The sequence below is a fragment of the Ruegeria sp. R14_0 genome (genome assembly GCF_017743975.1).
Classification (GTDB): domain Bacteria; phylum Pseudomonadota; class Alphaproteobacteria; order Rhodobacterales; family Rhodobacteraceae; genus Ruegeria.
On record NZ_JAGHRC010000005.1, the window covers coordinates 117,869 to 137,087 of the forward strand.

A 19,219-nucleotide genomic window follows, 5' to 3' on the forward strand; every position below is an offset into this window, starting at 1 on the left:
AGTTACTCTCCTTCCGGAGCGGTGCGTACGGCGCCTCTGGGTAATGTCAGGGCTTTGACCAGCAATTCGATGTCCTTGCGCAGCTCGCTCATGCTTTCCTGACGACCGGCCGAGATTTCTTCGAGAATACGCAGCAACTGAACGTCCATCGAGCGCAGCCGCATCCGGCTTTCGGCATCAATGCCGTCGCCCGTGCCCTGTTCGCGCATATGATCCAACAGCGCATCCTGCCCAAGCGCCACACGTTCCAGCGCGGCGGTTACGCCTTCTGTTTCGGACTGGCGCACGTTCATCTCGCCGATAGCGTCGACCAGCTGACCCAACTTGACGGAAACCGTCGCGCGATCGGCCTCTTGCGCGGAAAACAGATCCTGAAGAGCATCCATCTGCTCAGACATGGCATCCAGAACTGGCGTCAAAACCGCAATCTCTGCCCCGCCCTCTTCCGCCGACGCAAAGCCCACGCGCGTAATTGAGGACAACCATTCCTCAAGCTCGCGATAGAACCGGTTTTGTCCGTGGCCCGCAAAAAGTTCTAGCAGGCCAACGATCAGAGAGCCGGCCAGCCCCAACAGGGACGATCCGAACGCCACGCCCATGCCCTGCAGTTGGGACTCGAGCCCCACCATCAGGCGGTTGAACACGGCCAGCCCTTCCTCGCCCTCTTGCGGGTTCAGGCTGCGGATTGTGTCGACAATGGCTGGAACCGTGGTCGCCAGACCAAAGAACGTTCCCAAAAGACCAAGATAGATCAGGACGTTGGTGATATAGCGGGTGATTTCGCGCTCTTCCTCGACGCGTTCCGCAACCGAGTCCAGAATCGACCGTGTCGAACTGGAACTGATCTGCGACCTTGCGCCCCGCTCGCGCAGCAGCGACGCCAGAGGCGCCAATAGTTGCGGTGTGCGGGCGTCTTCGCGCACGACGCCACCTACAAATGCTTCGATCCAGCGGACCGAGCCAATCAGCTGCGTGACCTGATAAAAACAGGCGAACACACCGATTATGAACACCAGAATGATGAACCCGTTCAGGTATGGGTTAGCCTCAAATACCGGCAACACATATGGCAGCGCCATGAACACGCCCAAACCCGCCAAGGCAATTGCGACCAACATCATCACAATCTGACGGATGGGATGCGAGAAATGGGGTCTCGCGCCCTGATGTGCCTGCGCCATGCGCGTGTATCCTGGTTTTTGCCTGCTCTGGCTTGAATCTAGCCAAATTCCGCCGACGACGCCAAGAGTTTATGAGGTAATGGCACGCACCCGTTGCGCCAACCACTCAAGATCGGGATCGCGCAGGTCGATCTCGGCCAGATGTTCAGCGGTGTTATACAGATATTCCGTATTTGGTCCGCGCCCGCCCACCGCATGCGCGATGATCTGTGCCTGCTCTTCCAGCGGCATACCACCGCAGTATTGGACGTGATCAGCATCAATCACATACGTGACCGCGTTGACGACTTCTCCACTGACCAACTGCACATCCAACATCTTCTCGACATAGGCCGAGGAAATCAGCTCACGCTCGCGCAATTCGTGCAGGGTGCGGTCTTCGTGACCCGCCTCAACCGCAAGAGCCAGCCCCTTGCAGTTCGCGTCGGCCTGTTCGTCCAGTGCCAGAACCAGACCGGGGTGATCCTCGGTCCCGCGATGATGGATTGAGCTCATGCAAAAAGACCGCGCATAGCCGTGCAAAGTGGCGTGTTCGCTGCGCGCCACCGGAAAGCCCGGATTCCACAACAGTGATCCATATCCAAAAACCCACATCGTCATAGCTCTGGTCCTTGCCCGTTTGGGCCTATAAACATCAAATTCAACGCGGGAAAAAGGGCCAACTGCCATGCGCGGTCTTATACGAGTCGTCATTTTCGTAACGGTTGTCTGGAGCGCCTATTGGTTCGTCGCTGGGTACGGGTTGCGCAATGCAATCACAACGTGGTTCGACAAGCAGCAGGACATCGGCTGGCAAGCGGACTTTTCGGATGTCTCAACGGCTGGGTACCCCTTTCGCCATGTCACGCGCCTGAATAATCCGGCGCTGGCGGACCCGGTCAATGGTACCGCCTGGAGCGCCGATTGGATCGAATTCCAAAGTCCGGCAATCTGGCCCGGTCGGCAGGTACTGCGCTTTGCCGACACACCCCAACGCCTGTCCTACTACGATCAGACGGCCACAATTGAGGCCAGCGACCTGCAGGCCGAACTACAGCTGCAGCCGGGCGTGGCACTGGTGCTGGAAAAGATGGCTCTGACCGCCGGAGCATGGTCAATCACCGATGATGCCCAACCCCAGGCCGGAGGCGATACACTGGCGCTGGTGATGGAGCAGACCCCAATCCCCGTGGCCTATTCCGTAAAGGCCCGGATTGACGGCTTTACCCCCGGCGACGACCTGCGCGCTTTGATGCGGTCGGCGACCACCCTGCCGCAGGCGTTCGAAACGCTTGAGCTGGATATGATAGCCACGTTCAACAAGCCCTGGGATCGCTCGGCCCTGGAGCAGAGCAGGCCGCAGCCGGTCAAGATCGACCTGAACCTGGCCGAGATGAAATGGGGTGCCTTGCGTCTGTTCGCGGCGGGCGAACTGGATGTAGACCATCAGGGTATTCCAACCGGAGAGATCGCGATCAAAGCCGAAAACTGGCGTGATATGATCGCCATGGCCAACGCTGCAGGGGCCCTGCCCGATCAGGCCGTCGACCCGGTCACGCGCGCGCTGAACTTTATGGCAGGCCTTGGGGGCAATCCAAATGCGCTGGACCTGCAATTGAACTTCCGGGATGGGTTCGTCGCGCTCGGCCCGCTGCCCTTGGGACCCGCACCACGTTTGATCCTGCGTTAGCGGCAGTATGGCCCGCGGCGATGGCGGGCCGTATCCAGATGGAAGTGGTCCCGGTGATACCGATCTGAGTTTGGACCCAACACGGTTCCGAACGGCCCGCAAGCCCCGCGCCAGATCTTGGTCAGTTGACGTTTGGACGGGTTCTTGCGCCACCCGTTCAGAACGGTCACGACCTCACCATCCGCCATCTTGAATGCGGATATATCGATCGCACGGCCTTTGCCATGTTCGGAAATCCGCGCGCCCTTTTTGTTGTTGCGCGTCCGGCACGCATAGTGTGCGGCAACCTGCAGCTCTACCACCGGCCCGCGCCGTTTGAACGTTGGCTTTACAGTTTTGTCGACCCACTTGTTCAGCGCAATCGCCGTACCACAGTCCATTGTCGACGGGCGGCTCAGCGCCACACCCGACACCGATGTGATCTGCACGGCATCCTTGATGCCGCAGGCTTTGATCCTTCCGGGCACTCGACCGACGGCCTTGCCCTGAATATTGATGTCGCCGCACACCGACCCTTTGCGCAGCCTGCGTTTTTTGAAGAACGCCTCCTGCTCAAGAGCTTTGGGGCGCAGGTAAGGCATTAATGACGTGTCCGGCCCGAGCAAGGGCAAGTCAGACGGCCTTGCTGCAACCGCCAAAACCTGAGCAGAAACCGGACGCAGTTCGGGCCGGATGTTCGAGGTGGGCAATTGCGGTATTGCGCTGCTAAAGGCCAGTTGCCGCGGTGCCAGCGCTGCGTCCGGCCGGGCCACGGGGATCAACGACTGCTCGAGAACGCCAGCCTGAACGGAGGTGGCATAAGCCGCCGCAATTCCGATCAAGATGGCTCTCAAGCGCTGTATCATGGGTTTGCTTTCCCCCGCCCAAAGTCGGGCGCATCGGTATCCTGACCTGCGTCAATAATGCCACGGCGGATCGCACGCGTGCGGGTGAAATAGTCGAACAACTGCTCACCGTCTCCGGTGCGGATCGCACGCTGCAAGGCGAACAATTCTTCGGTGAAACGCCCGAGGATCTCGAGCGTCGCATCCTTGTTGGTCAGGAACACATCGCGCCACATGGTCGGGTCCGAAGCTGCGATACGCGTGAAATCCCGGAAACCCGCCGCCGAATACTTGATCACCTCGGTATCGGTGACCCGACGCAAATCGTCGGCAACACCGACCATCGTGTAGGCGATCAGGTGCGGTGCGTGCGAGGTTACGGCCAGAACCAGGTCGTGGTGATCCGCATCCATCTCATCCACATTCGAGCCCATGCCTTCCCAAAGCGCGCGAAGCCGAGCGATCGCATCCATATCCGAGCCCTCAACCGGAACCAACAGACACCAACGATTATCGAACAGCTCGGCAAAACCCGACTCTGGGCCTGAGTGTTCGGTTCCCGCCAGCGGGTGTGCGGGGATGAAGTGCACGCCATCGGCGATGTTAGGTGAGACCGCCTCGATCACGTGGCGCTTGACCGATCCCACATCCGTCACCGTTGCACCTGGTTTCAGAACTGGAGCGATATCGGCCGCCACTTCCCCCATGGCACCGACAGGCACGCACAGAACCACTAGATCGGCTCCCTCAACCGCCTCTTGCGCCGTGTCGCATACGCGGTCACACAGGCCGATACGGCGGGCCGTATCGCGGGTTGCTTCCGACCGGGCATAACCGGTCACTTCGCCCGCAAGCCCCGCGCGTTTGATCGCCCAGAACATGGACGAAGCGATCAGGCCCAAACCGATCAGGGCAACACGGTCGTAAACTTGGCTCATGCGGCGCCCCCTTTGAACGCGGTGATGGCCGTCACGACACGGCGACAGGCTTCTTCATCGCCCACAGTGATCCGCAAGGCATTCGGCAGGTTGTAACCCGCCACGCGACGCACGATCAAACCTTGGGTTTTGAGGTAATCATCACAGGCCTCGGCCTCGGCCTGATCGGCGAAGCGGGCGAGGATGAAGTTGGTACAGGACGCATCCGAATGCACCCCGATCTTGGCCAGTTCTTCCGAAAGCCAGACACGTAGGCGCGCGTTCTCAGCCTGACAGTGAGTCAGGAATTCCACGTCCTTCACCGCAGCTTCTGCGGCCGCCAGTGCCGTCAAAGACAGGTTAAACGGCTGCCTCACCCGGTTCAGCACGTCGATGATCGGCTGAGCCGCATAGCCCCAGCCGACGCGCATTCCGCCCAGGCCGTAAACCTTGGAAAATGTCCGCGTCATGATCATGTTCTCGAACCGGTCCACCAGCGATGCGCCGCCGTCGAACCCATCGACAAACTCGGCATAGGCTCCGTCGATTACCATCAGACAGGTCTGCGGCAGTGCCTCGGCCAGCCGCACCAGTTCCGCTTCGGGGATCATGGTTGAGGTTGGGTTGCCCGGGTTGGTCACAAACACGATGCGAGTTTGTCCGTTTACGGCCCCTAGTATGTTGTCGACATCAACGTGGCGGTCACGTTCGGCCACCATAACAGGCGTCGCACCGGCCATGCGGGCGATAATCGGGTACATCGAAAACCCGTGCTCGGTATAAACCACCTCATCCCCCGGTCCTGCATAGGCCTGAGCGATGAATTGCAGCACCTCGTCACTGCCGACGCCGCAGATGATCCGCGCCGGTTCAAGACCGTGCCGATCTCCAATCGCGGCGCGCAGGCTGGCGTGGTCGGTGCTGGGATAGCGATGCAATGTTGCGGCGCTTTCGCGCACCGCCTCAATGGCCTTGGGGCTGGGGCCAAACGGGTTTTCGTTCGAGCTCAGCTTGATCACATGCTTGACCCCGGCCACATGTGACTGGCCGCCCTGATAGAGCGCGATGTCCATAATGCCGGGTTGCGGGGTGATCTTGTTCATAAGAGGCTCCGTTGTTGGAGCCCCTCATACCTGTCTCAACGGGTTGAGAAAAGCGGCAATTCCGTCACGCCGCCTTGAAGCGGGCCGTTGCCGGGTCGGCATTGTAATACGGCGCGTATTCCTCGGTCCGGCGGGACAGGTCATTGACGCTGTCGATGATGAATTGAACTGTCTCTTCACTCATCAGATACGAGAAGTTCAGACGGACCCAACCCGGTTTCTTCATTTCCTCGCCCGCAGACAAAGCGGCATGCAATTCGGTGGAAGTCTCTTGGTCGATCCCCAGCAAGCGATGCGCGTACGGACCCGCACAGGCACACCCGCCACGCGCCTGAATGCCGTAGATGTCACTGAGCATCCGGGTGAACAGTTGCTGATGCACTGGCTGGCCCGAGTTATCCCGAACAAGAAACGAGAAAATCGGCAAGCGGTGCGGATTATCGGTGCCCAGTAAGGTCAGGTTCGGATTGTCACCCCACCCGTCCAGCGCCATCTTGTTGAATTGCGCCTCGCGCTTGGCGATCTCATCCGTGCCGACGACATCCTTGACGATAAAGGCCAGGGCGGCGCGGATGTCACCAATCACGTTCGGCGTTCCGGCTTCTTCGCGGGTCGCAAGGTCTTCGCTGTAATCATGCCGCCAAGGCGAAACAAAGCTGACAGTGCCGCCGCCCGGCCAGCTGGGGCAAGTCCGGCGCACCGCGTTCTGGTTCACGATCAGAACACCCGACGCACCCGGCCCGCCCGGAAACTTGTGCGGAGACACCACGATGGCATCCTTGCGTGAATCCTCTGGCCCCATATCCATCGGCAGGTATGGTCCTCCGCCAGCATAATCCCAAATCGAAACCGCGCCGTGAGATTTAAGCAAGCGCGTGATTGGGTCCGGGTCAGTGATGATACCGGTCACGTTGGACGCCGCCGAGAACGATCCGATAATCAGATCCGAATCTGCATTGTCCCGCAACACCTGCCGCAAAGCATCCATATCGACGCCACCCTCGGGTGCCTCGGGGATTTCGATCACCTGCGCCTTGCTTTCGCGCCAGGGCAAAATATTGGAATGATGCTCATACGGCCCAATCAAGACAACCGGCCGGTCAGCCCCCTCTACTCCCATCAGACTGACCAGCCGGTTAAGACCCGCAGTGGCACCGGACCCCGTGAAGATCACGGCATCGTCGCCCCTCGCGCCAACAATGCGGGCAATTTCTGCGCGCGCTTCGCGACGCAGACGGGTCATGTATGACCCGCAATAGGAGGCCTCGGTATGGCTGTTGGCATAGAGAGGCAGCACCTCATGGGCGACAAAATCCTCTACCTGCCGCATGGCACGACCCGAAGCGACGTAATCCGCGTAGACCAGCGGCACGTCCCCGTTCAGACCTGGGATCAGAACATTCTCTCCGATCAGCCCGTCGCGCAGGCTTGAATTGCGAGTGGTGGATTGGAGTGCTGCGCGAAATTTGGACAAGGTCATCTGTAAGGCTCCGTATTGCACTATCAAATATGATTGAGGTGAGACGCGAAAACTTCACCTTTCTTTGGATGGATTTCTGATTTTTTGTGTCATATGATGCAATATGACAGAAAAATTAGATCAAATTGACAAGCGTATCCTGCGCGAGCTTCAGACGGACGCCACACTTTCCCAACGCGAACTGGCCGACCGGGTTGGCTTGTCTCAAAACGCCTGCTGGCGACGCCTGAAAGCACTGAACGAAAACGGCGTCATCACGGGATCAACCGCGCGGATCGCGCGCGAGAAGCTGGGGCTTAGCCTTGTGGTGTTTGTAATGCTTCGGACACGGCACCATTCCGCAGAATGGTTGCAGGCTTTCCGCAGCCATGTCCTGACAATCCCCGAGGTCGTGGATTTTCACAGGATCGGCGGCGACTATGACTATCAGTTGAAAGTCGTGACCGAGGATATGGCGTCATATGACAAGGTCTATCAACGCCTGATCGAGAAAGTCGAACTGGACAGCGTAACCTCGTATTTCGCGATGGAAGCGATCGCCGAAGGGCGACCGCTGCCGATTTAAGCTCAGGACAGCCCCAGCATCGTTTTCATGCCACCGATGAACGCAGCATCATCCAGTGCCTTGCGATTGTCGAGGAACTCAACAGCATCCTCACCCGCCCGATAGCGCAATATGTCGGTGCCATCCGTGACTGCATTCAGGATGACATCAGCAACGAGGCTGGGCGGCGAGGTACGCGAGGCCATTTCTTCAGACCCCCAAGTGCTGAACAAGGCCTGAACCACGGGCTGATATTCGGTCATGCTTTCGTCGTTCACGAAATCAAAGGATCGACCGCCGAAGTCCGTGGCGATCAGCCCGGGTTCGACGATTTTGACCTTGATACCAGCCGCAGCCAGTTCGTAGTGCAGCGATTCCGATATCCCTTCGACTGCGAATTTGGTCCCGTGGTAAAGCGCCCCGAGCGGGAAGGTGATCTGTCCACCAATGGACGAGATGTTAACGATGCAGCCTGATCCATTGGCCCGCATATGTGGCAGCACGGCTTTGGTCACGGCCAGCAAACCGATCACGTTGGTGTCGAATTGACGACGAATGCGGTCCATCGGAAAGGCCTCGAGCGGTCCATATGCACCATAACCCGCATTGTTCAGAAGCGCGTCTATCTGACCAAATCGCGCGATCCCTTCTTGGACAGCCGCAGTGATCGAGTCCTCATCGGTCACGTCCAAGCGCGTCACCAGAACGTCCTCAAGCTGCGTCAGCTCGGTTTCCTTCTCAGGGCTGCGCATGGTCGCAATGACATTCCAACCCTGCTTGTGAAACAATTCCGCTGTGACTTTTCCGATACCCGACGATGCGCCGGTAATGAGGATTGTCTGAGGCATGATCCTTCTCCGCTGAAATGAGCCTGACAAACAGATAGGCGCTTGCGCCAAGCCGTGCCTGCCAGATTCTCCGCAACTTCTGCCTAATTCTCTGACCGCCGGGATTTTCTCTGGCTGCGATAGGGCCTGCGAATTATGCTATGTGTGACATGACACAGGCTGATCTGATTTCCGAAATCTGCTGCGCAGTGCGTGGAGAACCCGAAGACGCGCAGTTCTACCCAACAGCATTGGACGGGTTCGGGCTGGTCCACGACGTCAAGCGCAAATCCTTTCAGGCGCTGGTCTACGAGCCAATTGTCTGCCTAGTTCTACAAGGACAGAAAGAAACGCGCATAGGGGATCGCCTGGTACACTTCGGAGCAGGTGACTCTCTGATTGTCAGCCACTCGGTTCCAGTGATGGCGTCCGTCACCGAGGCGAGCCGCGAGACGCCCTATGTGGGTCTGGTTTTCTCATTGGATTTGTCCGTTCTGCGGAGCGTCTACAACGAAACCAACGCCGCTGACGTCGAAACCGCCCAGAGCCTCGCTGTTTCCAAGGCGACTCCTGACCTGGTCGACGCAATGGCCCGCCTGTTTCACGCCAGCCAAAACGCAATGGATGCGCAAGTATTGGCACCGTTGATCAGTCGAGAGATTCACTATCGGCTGCTGCAAGCGGATCATGGGGGGATGTTGCGGCAAATGCTGTGGCGCGACAGTGCCGCCAGCAGGATCGCGCGGGTCATCGAAGTTATTCGTTCGGATTTCAAGACGTCGCTTTCTGTGCCGGACCTTGCACAGACCGCCGGGATGAGCGTTTCGACCTTTCATGCCCATTTCAAATCGGTGACTGCCAAATCGCCATTGCAATACCAAAAGGAACTCAGGCTGCTCGAAGCGCGCAGGCTTCTGTCTCACGCGACGCTCAGCGTTTCGCAGGCAGCTTTTGAGGTCGGGTATGAAAGCCCAACGCAATTCAGCCGAGAGTATTCGCGCAAGTTCGGTGTGCCTCCACGACAGGATATAGGTACACACAGCGCTGCCTGAACAAAAAAGGCCGCGCTAAATGCGCGGCCTTTCCGAATGCTATATCGGCGAAGATTAGTTCTTCGCGTAGAATTCGACGACCAGGTTCGGTTCCATCATGACCGGGTAAGGCACATCGCTCAGGCCCGGTGCGCGAACGAAAGTCGCGGTCATTTTCGAGTGGTCCGCGTCGATGTAGTCAGGAACATCACGCTCGGCCAGGGCAGCAGCTTCCAGAACAACAGCCAGTTGCTTGGACTTGTCGCGCACTTCGATCACGTCGCCTTCTTTGACGCGGTAGCTGGGGATGTTGACCCGCTTGCCGTTCACTTTGACGTGGCCGTGGTTCACGAACTGACGTGCTGCAAAAACGGTCGCAACGAACTTGGCGCGGTACACAACAGCGTCCAGGCGGCGTTCCAGCAGGCCGATCAGGTTTTCACCGGTGTCGCCTTTGACACGCTCGGCTTCGGCGTAGATGCGGCGGAACTGCTTTTCGGTCAGGTCGCCGTAGTAGCCTTTCAGCTTCTGCTTGGCGCGCAGCTGCAGACCAAAGTCGGACAGCTTGCCCTTGCGGCGCTGACCGTGCTGGCCGGGGCCGTATTCACGACGGTTGACCGGGGATTTCGGACGACCCCAGATGTTTTCGCCCATCCGGCGGTCGATTTTGTACTTGGCAGACGTGCGTTTGGTCACGGCTGATCTCCTTCGTTTAGGTCGAGGCCCTGCGGGCCACTATGAAGGGCGTTGTCCTCTTGAGGTTTCCCCCATGACAGGCATCCCCTTGCGGGGGCCACCAACACCAATGAAGCCGCGCTTATATCCGCCAAGCGGGCAGAGTCAACACAAGGTCGAAGAGTTTTTGTCTGAGGTTGAGGGTATTTCGCGTGACGGCTTAGTCGGCCGCCGTGTTTGCACGCTTCACAGGTCCAGACCAGCCCTCAACCGCGGGTGACCGCATTGGAAACGCAACCACCGTGCGATCCGAGCGCACAGACGTGCTCTTGTCTTCGTACTCGGTAAAGGCACTGACCCAGAACTCCTGATCCCGTGCCGGGTAACCGTTGTCGAACACAAGAACCGGATCCGCCTCACCCGTCACCACGAACAGCGAGGCTGTAAATTCTTGCGCACCATTGGTCAGAACAACAGTGCCCATCGCAGATCCCTGCGACTCTGGCGAGGGCGCGAGTTTGTTCACGAACTTTGAAGAATGATCATTCGAACTGCCCGAAACCTCGAGCTCTTGGTGGACCTCAAGAAGAGATACGGCCTGCCCACGCCACGACCAAGCGGCGCCGACTTTCAAAAAGGACCGAGGCGCAGCCTCAAGCCCATCCAACTCTGTTTGCATCCACGAAATCGCTACACGACCGTTAAAACCGGCTCTCATTACAACCGCCCATACCTTTCAACACATCACTGCTCACTGGCACCGTGTTATCAGGTCAGAATCTGGCGTAAAAGAGACGTAAATGCAGCAATCACGAAATTGTTGCCGCTATGTCAGATCATGATGAGACTTCAGTTTTGCCCAAAAACAACCTTAACAAGAACTCCGCAATATCACACAGCTCCAATTTGCATCCTTGATCAAAAAACGGAAGTCTAAAGCACTGATATCAATATGATAACGCCAAACGATTCTTCGACATCGCAATAGTCTGGGTGGCTTCAAATTGCATGTTTCAAAGATCCACCCGAAACCAGTGTCACCGTTTCAAACCACTCAGATAGGCGCGCTTGGCAGCGGAAACATCCGCATCGCTCATGTCTGATCTGTTCAATTTCAGAAAATACTCCGCGCTCCCTTCGGGCTGGACGTTCCGATCCTCTATCCACCTGAGGTGGTCTGATCGCACGTTCACCGTGGAAAGCGCCTTAAGCAGCGGCATATCCCTTGCGCCATGCGCCGAGACGTTGATTGCCTGAACCTCGGCCTGTGGCGAAACGGCGTCCGTCACCCGAGCTACCACCGCCTCAAGATCCGCGCCGCGTTGCAGCTGCTGGCCATATTGCTCCAGATCTTCGCGAATTCTGTGGCTGCGCAAGTTCTGCCAATAGGTGCTTTTGATCCATTCCTCCGCGGTTCTGGTCGTAAACAAAAAAATGATGCGATCCGTCCCACCCGTCAAACGTAAGACTTCGTTCAGCAGAACCCTGCTTAGCACATGCGTTTGCGCGTAGGTCCACACGCCCTTTCGCCCTGGGATCAACCCCGACAACTCTTCGTTGCTGATCAGCAGAGGTTTGTCCCCCGCACCATCGAAAGGCAAAAGCGCTTGACGCATTCTCAGGCCGAAGTTCTGCAACGTCCTCTCTTTCGGAACAATCGCATAACGGCGAGCGGCCAGACTGACCCCCTGTAGATCGTTCGGCAACAGGATGTTTACCTGATCCCTCAGAGTGTCCTGGTTTTTCTCAAGCGTCTTTTGCAGGGTCGTTGTGCCAGTTTTGTGGAACCCCTGATGAATGAGGACCTTCACAATACATCTTCCAAACAGATCGCCCCCTTGCGCATGCCGTCAAGCCTGCATGAAACAGGCTTGACGAAACGATAGGGGATTTAGCGTCACCGATCACCAACGCTGCTGCAGCAAAACAAGGCGTGGTCGGGCAGTCAGCCGCACTTGGAGTGCCCACAACTGCGGCAGGTCATGCAGCCCTCGATCATTACCATGTCATACTGACCACAGGATGGGCATGCCTTGCCCCGTGGGGCGTCCATGTTGACCACTTGCGCCTGAGGGTCGGATTTCAGGCCCATGCCTTCACCCTCAAGAAAGCCGATATTGATCATGTGCTGCTCGATTACACCGCCAATGGCGGCCAGGATCGACGGGATGTACTTGCCCTGTACCCATGCACCGCCACGGGGGTCGAACACGGCCTTAAGCTCTTCCACCACAAAGGACACGTCCCCGCCGCGCCGGAACACGGCCGAGATCATCCTGGTGAGCGCCAGCGTCCAGGCATAATGCTCCATGTTCTTCGAGTTGATGAACACTTCGAACGGGCGACGGCGCCCTCCGATGACAATGTCGTTGATCGTCAGATAGATCGCATGCTCGCTGTCCGGCCATTTCAGCTTGTAGGTCGATCCCTCCAATGCCTGAGGCCGATCCAGCGGTTCGGACATATAGATCACGTCGCCACCGTCGACCTCATGCGGGGCAGTGGCGCTTTCGCCTGGAACTTTGTCTTCGCTTTCCGAAACCGTCAGGACAGACCCCGTCACATCGTTCGGACGATACGTAGTACAGCCTTTGCAGCCCTGATCCCAAGCCTGCATGTAGACGTCCTTGAACGCGTCAAACCCAATATCCTCAGGGCAGTTGATCGTTTTCGAAATCGAGCTGTCGATCCATTTCTGCGCCGCTGCCTGCATCTTGACGTGATCGGACGGCGACAGAGTCTGCGCGTTTACAAAATAGTCCGGCAGTTCCTTGTCTCCGAACTTGTCGCGCCACATCTGCACCGCGTAGTCCACGACCTCTTCCTCGGTGCGCGAGCCGTCTTTCTGCAGAACCTTGCGCGTATATGCATAGGCAAAGACCGGCTCGATTCCCGAAGACACGTTGCCCGCGTACAGCGAAATTGTCCCTGTAGGTGCAATCGACGTCAGAAGTGCATTGCGAATACCGTGCTCCCGGATTGCATCGCGCACATCGTCATCCATCTGCAGCATCGTGCCGCTGGCCAGATACTTGTCAGCGTCGAACAGCGGGAAGGCTCCTTTTTCCTTCGCCAAGTCGACCGACGCAAGGTACGCGGCGCGGGCGATCGCGTGCAACCAGCGTTCGGTCTGACGCGCCGCCTCGTCAGAGCCATAGCGCAAGCCCAACATCAGCAGAGCATCCGCCAACCCGGTAACGCCCAGCCCAATGCGGCGCTTGGCCTGAGCCTCGGCCGCTTGTTCGGGCAGCGGGAATTTCGACGCATCCACGACGTTGTCCATCATACGAACGGCGGTTGCGACCAACTCCTGCAAGGCTGCTTCATCTAGATGCGCTGCGCCCTCGAACGGCTCAGCCACCAAGCGCGCCAGGTTGATCGAGCCCAGCAGGCACGCGCCGTAGGGTGGCAGCGGCTGCTCACCACAGGGATTGGTCGCGGCGATCGTCTCAACATAGTTGAGGTTGTTAGCCTGATTAATTCGGTCGATGAAGATGACGCCCGGTTCGGCATAGTCATAGGTCGCCTGCATGATCTTGTTCCAGAGGTCACGCGCCTGAACGGTGTGATAAACCTTGTCGCCGAACACCAGATCCCACGGGCCATCGGCCTTGACGGCCTCCATGAACGGGTCGGTCACCAGCACAGACATGTTGAACATGCGCAGGCGCGCCGGGTCGGACTTGGCGGTGATGAAGTGTTCGATGTCAGGGTGATCGCAGCGCATGGTTGCCATCATCGCGCCGCGGCGCGAGCCAGCGGACATGATCGTCCGGCACATTGCGTCCCACACGTCCATAAAGCTCAGCGGTCCCGAGGCATCCGCAGCCACGCCTTTCACATCGGCACCACGCGGACGAATGGTCGAGAAATCATAACCGATCCCCCCACCCTGCTGCATGGTCAGAGCGGCCTCTTTCAGCATGTCAAAGATGCCACCCATGCTGTCGGGCACGGTGCCCATGACAAAGCAGTTGAACAGGGTCACCTGACGCGCTGTACCCGCGCCTGCGGTGATGCGTCCGGCGGGCAGGTATTTGAAATCCTCCAGCGCCTCATAGAACTTTTCTTCCCAATGCGCCGGATCCTTCTCGACCCGTGCCAGATCGCGGGCGATACGCCGCCAGCTGTCCTCGACCGTTTGGTCGATGGGCGTGCCATCCGCCTGTTTGAAACGGTATTTCATGTCCCAGATCTGCTCGGCGATGGGGGCGGCAAAGCGGCTCATTGGTGATTCCCTGTTCTGAAAGAGGTATCCAGACTATCCCAATTCGCACGCACACCACAACACCTTGATGACGGCCAGCATCAGTCTACAATATAAAGATGGTGCGTGGGACGACTCTGTGGGAAAGCTGTGGATAAGTACGTAAACCTCATAAAACTCTCGGTCGGTTCGGAAAGCATCGACACTCTAATCGCGTGGCAAAACAGTTACCGACAGCGGTTCGACGACGGCCTGCCCCGCCACGTCACCCGTATGTGGCCCAAGCGCGAGGCCGAGATTTTGAACGGCGGATCAATCTATTGGGTGGTCAAGGGCGTGATACAGTGCCGTCAACGAATCTTGCGTCTAGACGAAGTGCGCGGCGAAGACGGCATCCGCCGCTGCGCAATCGTGCTCGACCCCGAGGTACATCGCACCCAGAACGCCCTGAAACGTCCGTTCCAGGGTTGGCGCTACCTTAAACCCGAGGATACGCCCGCCGACCTGCCAAAAACCCGCGACCAAGACGATGCCCTGCCCGACGACCTAAACCGTGCGCTAGCCGAAATCGGTGTGCTGTAGTTAGCGCAGCCGGTCCAGCAGATCAGATAGCACCGCTTTTTCCTGGTCGCCGTAAGAGGCGACACGGCTGCGCCAAAGCGTGGCTTGCGACTGCAGGATCAGACCGTCCGACAGGATCTTGAGGTGGTTGGCGCGTAGCGTCTCACCGGTCGAGGTGATATCGGCAATCGCCTCAGCGGTTTCGTTTACGACGGTTCCTTCGGTCGCACCCTGGCTATCGACCAGGGTGTAATCCGCCACGCCAGCATCGGTCAGAAATTCGCGTACCAGACGGTGGTACTTGGTCGCGATCCGCAAACGATGCCCATGCGTCTTTCGAAACGCGGCCGCGGCCGCATCCAGATCGTCCAACGTCTCGACATCAACCCAGCAGGCCGGCGTCGCGATAATCAGATCCGCTTTACCGAAGCCAAGCGGAGAGACTTCTTCGACCTGCTGCTCCCACCGGGGTAGTTTTTCGTGCACCAGATCGGTTCCGGTGACGCCCAGATGAATGCGTCCGGCGGCCAGTTCGCGCGGGATCTCGCCCGCCGACAACAGGATCAGCGAAACTCCGTCGATCCCATCGACCTTGCCTGCATATTCTCGATCCGATCCGCTGCGCGACAGGGTGATGCCGCGCTTTTCGAACCACGAGAAGGTCTTGTCCATCAACCGGCCCTTTGAGGGCACGCCAAGTTTCAGGCTCATTGCGCGGCCTCCTCAATCTCGAGCATCAGGTCCGGGCGCAATACGCCACCCACAGCAGGGATTTCCGCGCCATTACCCAGTTGCCGCGTCAGCGCATCATAGCGCCCACCCGTGGCAATCGGTGGCAGATCGGGGCGGCCCTCGGCGTAGAACCCAAAGACGAACCCGTCGTAATACTCCATCGACGTGCGACCATAGGCGGCTTCGAAATCAAGTGTCTCAACATCGACCCCGCGCGCCTGCAACGCAGCAATCCGGGCCTCGAGCCGATCCAGCGCCGGTGTGATCTGCGGCAGATCGACTGCCACATCGCGCAATTGCTCAAGCGCAAAGGGCATGGTTTCCCGGACACCCAACAGCGACTCCAGCCCTGCCAGTTCGTTGTCTGAAATCGGCGGAGTATCCCGGTCTGCACGCAGGGCTTCAATCCGCGCTTCGATCTCGGCAGCACGCCGCTTGCCGATCATCGGCACTTCGAAACCCATCGGATCGGCCGAATCCAGCAGTTTGGTCCGATGTTCCGGTTCAGGTTTGCGGCCTGCAAAGCGATCCAACAGAATGCGGAAGCGACGCGGGCGCCACAGGTGCCGCATCAATGCCGCCTTGCGACGGTCCGTTGTGCGCAGGCCCTGCACCGCCGCGGTCAAAATCCCGATATCACCGGTTGCCGCGCGCAAGGGCAGCCCGCGCAGTTGCAAGGCAAACAGCGAGAATACCTCGGCATCGGCCCCGGCGGGGTCGTTGCGGTCAAAGACTTCGTACCCTACTTGGATATACTCGTTCGAGCGATCCGGGTCGTGCTCTTGCCGGCGGAAAACTTCACCTGAATAGGTGTATCGCGCAGGCTCGGCCCCCTCACTCATGTGCATCTGCACGACCGGCATCGTGAAGTCCGGGCGCAGCATCTGCTCACCGCGCAGCGCGTCCGAGGTTACGTAGGCACGGGCACGGATATCCTCACCATAGAGGTCCTGCAGCGTTTCCGCTGGTTGCAGCAGCGGCGGGTCAACGACCTGAGCACCTGCGGCCTCGAACCGGACGCGTATCATCGCGGCGCGGGCCTTTATCTGGGAACGGTTGGCCATAGCTCAGTCCTGACTGTCCAGAATTTCGCGCACCTTGGCGACCAGATCACCGCGCGGCACTTCGAACTGGCTGGGGCGTTCTTTCCATTCCTCCAGCGTGGCGCTTTCGGCGATCTTGGCACCAAGGATCAGGTCTTTGATCTGGACAATGCCGTTGGCCTTTTCATCGCCACCTTCAATGACCGCAATCGGAGAGTTCCGCTTGTCCGCATACTTCAGCTGGTTGCCAAAATTCTTGGGATTGCCCAGATAAACCTCGGCCCGGATACCGGCGTTGCGCAGTTCGGCCACCATCGCCTGATAGTCGGCCATTCGATCGCGATCCATGACCGTGACGACCACTGGGCCGGTTGACTGTGCAGCAATCCGACCCTTTTCGCGCAGAGCGGCCAGCAGACGGTCGACTCCGATGGAGATTCCCGTCGCAGGCACTTCCTGTCCCGTGAACCGTTTGACCAGATCGTCGTAACGACCGCCACCCGAGACCGAACCGAACTGCCGCTTGCGGCCCTTTTCGTCGAAAATCTCAAAGGTCAGTTCGGCCTCATAAACCGGGCCGGTGTAGTAACCAAGGCCACGTACAACCGACGGATCAATCTCGATCCGGTCCGCGCCATAGCCGCCCGCATCCAGCAGCGCGCCGATCTGTTCTAGCTCGGCAATCCCATCCGCACCGATCTTGCTGTCACCCACAGCAGCGCGCAGGTTGGCCAAGGTCCCAGCGGTGTCGACTGCCTTGGAGGTGAGGAAAGCAATCACCGGTTCAGCTTGATCATCGCTCAGGCCAACTCCGTCGATGAACGCACCCGAGGCATCCAGACGGCCTTTGGTCAGCAATTCGCGCACGCCCTGCTCGCCCACCTTATCGAACTTGTCGATGGTGCGCAGAACGTTGTCGCGGGCGGCTACGTCTTCGCCCAGACCCATCGCCTCGAGCACGCCGTTCAGAACCTTGCGGTTGTTGACCCGCACCAGATAATCACCGCGCGGAATGCCGACGGTCTCCAGCGTGTCCGAAAGCATCGCACAAATCTCGGCATCCGCGGCCATCGAGGCCGTACCCACCGTATCTGCATCACATTGATAAAACTGGCGATAGCGACCCGGCCCGGGCTTTTCGTTGCGCCAGACCGGACCCATCGCATAGCGGCGATAGGGCGTCGGCAGATCGTTGCGGTGCTGCGCATAGACCCGGGCCAAAGGCGCAGTCAGGTCATAGCGCAAGGCCATCCAGTCGCCCTTGTCGTTCTCATCGACTTCCTGCCACGCGAACACGCCTTCGTTCGGGCGATCCACATCGGGCAGAAATTTGCCCAGCGCTTCGACGGTTTCCACCGCGCTGCTTTCCAAAGCATCAAACCCATACCGATGATAGACGTCCGCAATAGCCCGCAGCATCTCGGTGCGCTGCGTGACTTCCTGGCCGAAATAGTCGCGGAACCCTTTGGGCGTAATTGCCTTGGGGCGGGGCTGTTTCTTGGGCTTGGCCATCGGGGGCGTCCTTCACGGGTCATGTTCCGCGCGCGGTCTATCCCATGGCCCGCATCGGGGCAAGGCGCGGTTTCGCTGGCATTGGACCAAGGGGGTCGCTATGACCGGCCTCAGACAGGAGATTCCAATGCAGCATCTGGAAGAACAGATCGCCCATCTGACCCGCACGGTCGAAGAGCTGAACGCGGTCGTCACCCGCCAACAGGACGAGATTGATCGCCTGACCCGGCGGGTTGAGATGCTGATGCGCCGCGAAGGTGAACGCGAGCAGGAGGGCTCGGGCGGGATCGTTCTGGGCGACGAGCGCCCGCCGCATTATTGACGGGTCACAGCCCCAGCGTCGTTTTCACTGCGTTGTCCACCACTCCGCCCAAAAGGGCATCCTTGTCCGCAGCGCACCCTTCTGACAGCGCGGCAACGAATGCCTCTCGCAGTTGGGCCTTTTCCTCATCGGTGGCCGCATGATCCTCGATATTAATCTGACGATTGTAAAGCGACAGGGCCGTCATCTTTCCGACAACAGTCACGACAAATTCTTCGTCTCCATCCGCCTCTTCCGCGATTGAGGCGCAGGTATAGTGCATCAGGGGCAGTGCTTCCTGCACCATCTGTTCGGCCGCGTCATCTGCCAAGGCTACACCCGGGGCCGCCAGAATTGCAGCGCAAGCAAACATTCTGAGTTTAAAAAACCGCATCACAATCACTTCCAGTTATGTCCGATGATGGCACCGGCCACACCGCCAATTGCAGCGCCCTTGCCGTCACCGACCAATGCGCCAACGCCCGCGCCGATCAGCGCGCCTTCGATGGTCTTCTTTTTCTTCTTGTCATCCGCCAGCCCGGCCGACGCCATCGCCACCGAGGCGACAACGGCCAATGTGAATGCTCTGAAACCAATACCAGAGTGTGTCAT

Annotated in this window: 21 protein-coding genes; 5 read left to right on the forward strand and 16 right to left on the reverse strand. The window is 58.7% G+C overall.

All coding sequences use genetic code 11. The features are described from left to right. Positions 1-2: 2 nt before the first annotated feature. Positions 3-1,181: a biopolymer transporter ExbB gene (locus J7416_RS15305; protein WP_170423154.1), complete on the reverse strand. Its 1,179-nt coding sequence runs from the start codon at positions 1,179-1,181 to the stop codon at positions 3-5. A gap of 69 nt (positions 1,182-1,250) precedes the next feature. After that, positions 1,251-1,781 carry a gamma-glutamylcyclotransferase gene (locus tag J7416_RS15310; RefSeq protein WP_209226006.1) on the reverse strand — a complete coding sequence of 177 codons (531 nt, stop codon included), beginning with the start codon at positions 1,779-1,781 and terminating at the stop codon, positions 1,251-1,253. Between the two features lie 67 nt (positions 1,782-1,848). Here J7416_RS15310 and J7416_RS15315 point away from each other — a divergent pair, with 67 nt between their 5' ends. After that, on the forward strand, positions 1,849-2,850 hold the full coding sequence (locus J7416_RS15315) for a DUF2125 domain-containing protein (protein ID WP_209226008.1): 1,002 nt from the start codon (positions 1,849-1,851) through the stop codon (positions 2,848-2,850). Here the strand turns inward: J7416_RS15315 and J7416_RS15320 are convergent. The 4 genes from J7416_RS15320 to J7416_RS15335 all read right to left on the reverse strand — a co-directional run bounded on the left by J7416_RS15320 (position 2,847) and on the right by J7416_RS15335 (position 7,174). Further along, positions 2,847-3,695 (reverse strand): extensin family protein, encoded by an 849-nt coding sequence (locus J7416_RS15320; protein ID WP_209226010.1) that lies wholly within the window; start codon positions 3,693-3,695, stop codon positions 2,847-2,849. The genes J7416_RS15315 and J7416_RS15320 overlap by 4 nt on opposite strands. Further along, positions 3,692-4,612, reverse strand: coding sequence for a prephenate/arogenate dehydrogenase family protein (locus J7416_RS15325; protein ID WP_209226012.1), 921 nt, complete (start codon positions 4,610-4,612; stop codon positions 3,692-3,694). The genes J7416_RS15320 and J7416_RS15325 overlap by 4 nt, the downstream gene beginning before the upstream one ends. After that, a complete protein-coding gene (gene hisC, locus J7416_RS15330; RefSeq protein ID WP_209226014.1) occupies positions 4,609-5,694 on the reverse strand; it encodes a histidinol-phosphate transaminase in 1,086 nt (361 codons plus the stop codon). Before hisC ends, J7416_RS15325 begins: the two co-directional genes overlap by 4 nt. 64 nt (positions 5,695-5,758) lie before the next feature. Next, positions 5,759-7,174: an aminotransferase class V-fold PLP-dependent enzyme gene (locus J7416_RS15335; protein WP_209226016.1), complete on the reverse strand. Its 1,416-nt coding sequence runs from the start codon at positions 7,172-7,174 to the stop codon at positions 5,759-5,761. 103 nt (positions 7,175-7,277) lie between these two features. Between J7416_RS15335 and J7416_RS15340 the strand changes: the two genes are divergently transcribed. Next, on the forward strand, positions 7,278-7,739 hold the full coding sequence (locus J7416_RS15340; protein ID WP_209226018.1) for an Lrp/AsnC family transcriptional regulator: 462 nt from the start codon (positions 7,278-7,280) through the stop codon (positions 7,737-7,739). A gap of 2 nt (positions 7,740-7,741) precedes the next feature. Here the strand turns inward: J7416_RS15340 and J7416_RS15345 are convergent, their stop codons facing one another. Then, positions 7,742-8,566, reverse strand: a complete 825-nt coding sequence (locus tag J7416_RS15345) for an SDR family oxidoreductase (protein WP_209226020.1) — start codon at positions 8,564-8,566, stop codon at positions 7,742-7,744. A 149-nt stretch (positions 8,567-8,715) separates the two neighbouring features. Between J7416_RS15345 and J7416_RS15350 the strand changes: the two genes are divergently transcribed. Beyond that, positions 8,716-9,597, forward strand: a complete 882-nt coding sequence (locus J7416_RS15350; protein WP_209226022.1) for an AraC family transcriptional regulator — start codon at positions 8,716-8,718, stop codon at positions 9,595-9,597. Positions 9,598-9,651: 54 nt separating this feature from the next. Here the strand turns inward: J7416_RS15350 and rpsD are convergent, their stop codons facing one another. From rpsD to J7416_RS15370, 4 genes are all read right to left on the reverse strand, one after another. Further along, on the reverse strand, positions 9,652-10,272 hold the full coding sequence (gene rpsD / locus J7416_RS15355; protein ID WP_209226023.1) for a 30S ribosomal protein S4: 621 nt from the start codon (positions 10,270-10,272) through the stop codon (positions 9,652-9,654). Between the two features lie 199 nt (positions 10,273-10,471). Then, complete coding sequence (locus J7416_RS15360) at positions 10,472-10,969, reverse strand: hypothetical protein (RefSeq protein WP_209226025.1); 498 nt, start codon at positions 10,967-10,969, stop codon at positions 10,472-10,474. A 319-nt stretch (positions 10,970-11,288) separates the two neighbouring features. After that, complete coding sequence (locus J7416_RS15365) at positions 11,289-12,062, reverse strand: hypothetical protein (RefSeq protein ID WP_209226027.1); 774 nt, start codon at positions 12,060-12,062, stop codon at positions 11,289-11,291. A 134-nt stretch (positions 12,063-12,196) separates the two neighbouring features. Next, positions 12,197-14,479 carry an adenosylcobalamin-dependent ribonucleoside-diphosphate reductase gene (locus tag J7416_RS15370; RefSeq protein WP_209226029.1) on the reverse strand — a complete coding sequence of 761 codons (2,283 nt, stop codon included), beginning with the start codon at positions 14,477-14,479 and terminating at the stop codon, positions 12,197-12,199. A gap of 129 nt (positions 14,480-14,608) precedes the next feature. Between J7416_RS15370 and J7416_RS15375 the strand changes: the two genes are divergently transcribed. Then, positions 14,609-15,040, forward strand: coding sequence for a DUF1489 domain-containing protein (locus J7416_RS15375; RefSeq protein ID WP_209226031.1), 432 nt, complete (start codon positions 14,609-14,611; stop codon positions 15,038-15,040). On the opposite strand, the gene hisG is transcribed toward J7416_RS15375, so the two are convergent. Genes hisG through hisS form a run of 3 tightly spaced genes read right to left on the reverse strand, consistent with a single transcriptional unit; the run spans position 15,041 to position 18,306 of the window. After that, positions 15,041-15,730 (reverse strand): ATP phosphoribosyltransferase, encoded by a 690-nt coding sequence (gene hisG / locus J7416_RS15380; RefSeq protein WP_209226033.1) that lies wholly within the window; start codon positions 15,728-15,730, stop codon positions 15,041-15,043. After that, the gene (locus J7416_RS15385; protein WP_209226035.1) at positions 15,727-16,815 is read right to left on the reverse strand and encodes an ATP phosphoribosyltransferase regulatory subunit; all 1,089 of its coding nucleotides are present in this window, start codon (positions 16,813-16,815) and stop codon (positions 15,727-15,729) included. Before J7416_RS15385 ends, hisG begins: the two co-directional genes overlap by 4 nt. 3 nt (positions 16,816-16,818) lie before the next feature. Continuing rightward, positions 16,819-18,306 carry a histidine--tRNA ligase gene (gene hisS, locus J7416_RS15390; protein ID WP_209226036.1) on the reverse strand — a complete coding sequence of 496 codons (1,488 nt, stop codon included), beginning with the start codon at positions 18,304-18,306 and terminating at the stop codon, positions 16,819-16,821. A 127-nt stretch (positions 18,307-18,433) separates the two neighbouring features. Between hisS and J7416_RS15395 the strand changes: the two genes are divergently transcribed. Beyond that, positions 18,434-18,628: a SlyX family protein gene (locus J7416_RS15395; RefSeq protein ID WP_209226257.1), complete on the forward strand. Its 195-nt coding sequence runs from the start codon at positions 18,434-18,436 to the stop codon at positions 18,626-18,628. Positions 18,629-18,632: 4 nt separating this feature from the next. Here the strand turns inward: J7416_RS15395 and J7416_RS15400 are convergent, their stop codons facing one another. Together J7416_RS15400 and J7416_RS15405 are read right to left on the reverse strand one after the other, a co-directional pair. Beyond that, the gene (locus J7416_RS15400; protein WP_247744314.1) at positions 18,633-19,001 is read right to left on the reverse strand and encodes a hypothetical protein; all 369 of its coding nucleotides are present in this window, start codon (positions 18,999-19,001) and stop codon (positions 18,633-18,635) included. A 5-nt stretch (positions 19,002-19,006) separates the two neighbouring features. Beyond that, positions 19,007-19,219 carry a YMGG-like glycine zipper-containing protein gene (locus J7416_RS15405; RefSeq protein WP_209226038.1) on the reverse strand — a complete coding sequence of 71 codons (213 nt, stop codon included), beginning with the start codon at positions 19,217-19,219 and terminating at the stop codon, positions 19,007-19,009.

Coding starts and splice junctions, on each gene's coding strand:
- hisG (WP_209226033.1), bottom strand. CDS start 15,730: ATGAGCCTGAAACTTGGCGTGCCCTCAAAGGGCCGGTTGATGGACAAG.
- J7416_RS15310 (WP_209226006.1), bottom strand. CDS start 1,781: ATGACGATGTGGGTTTTTGGATATGGATCACTGTTGTGGAATCCGGGC.
- J7416_RS15340 (WP_209226018.1), top strand. CDS start 7,278: ATGACAGAAAAATTAGATCAAATTGACAAGCGTATCCTGCGCGAGCTT.
- J7416_RS15360 (WP_209226025.1), bottom strand. CDS start 10,969: ATGAGAGCCGGTTTTAACGGTCGTGTAGCGATTTCGTGGATGCAAACA.
- hisS (WP_209226036.1), bottom strand. CDS start 18,306: ATGGCCAAGCCCAAGAAACAGCCCCGCCCCAAGGCAATTACGCCCAAA.
- J7416_RS15405 (WP_209226038.1), bottom strand. CDS start 19,219: ATGACACACTCTGGTATTGGTTTCAGAGCATTCACATTGGCCGTTGTC.
- J7416_RS15320 (WP_209226010.1), bottom strand. CDS start 3,695: ATGATACAGCGCTTGAGAGCCATCTTGATCGGAATTGCGGCGGCTTAT.
- hisC (WP_209226014.1), bottom strand. CDS start 5,694: ATGAACAAGATCACCCCGCAACCCGGCATTATGGACATCGCGCTCTAT.
- J7416_RS15395 (WP_209226257.1), top strand. CDS start 18,434: ATGCAGCATCTGGAAGAACAGATCGCCCATCTGACCCGCACGGTCGAA.
- J7416_RS15335 (WP_209226016.1), bottom strand. CDS start 7,174: ATGACCTTGTCCAAATTTCGCGCAGCACTCCAATCCACCACTCGCAAT.
- J7416_RS15315 (WP_209226008.1), top strand. CDS start 1,849: ATGCGCGGTCTTATACGAGTCGTCATTTTCGTAACGGTTGTCTGGAGC.
- J7416_RS15345 (WP_209226020.1), bottom strand. CDS start 8,566: ATGCCTCAGACAATCCTCATTACCGGCGCATCGTCGGGTATCGGAAAA.
- J7416_RS15370 (WP_209226029.1), bottom strand. CDS start 14,479: ATGAGCCGCTTTGCCGCCCCCATCGCCGAGCAGATCTGGGACATGAAA.
- J7416_RS15325 (WP_209226012.1), bottom strand. CDS start 4,612: ATGAGCCAAGTTTACGACCGTGTTGCCCTGATCGGTTTGGGCCTGATC.
- J7416_RS15305 (WP_170423154.1), bottom strand. CDS start 1,181: ATGGCGCAGGCACATCAGGGCGCGAGACCCCATTTCTCGCATCCCATC.
- J7416_RS15400 (WP_247744314.1), bottom strand. CDS start 19,001: ATGCGGTTTTTTAAACTCAGAATGTTTGCTTGCGCTGCAATTCTGGCG.
- J7416_RS15385 (WP_209226035.1), bottom strand. CDS start 16,815: ATGGCCAACCGTTCCCAGATAAAGGCCCGCGCCGCGATGATACGCGTC.
- J7416_RS15350 (WP_209226022.1), top strand. CDS start 8,716: ATGACACAGGCTGATCTGATTTCCGAAATCTGCTGCGCAGTGCGTGGA.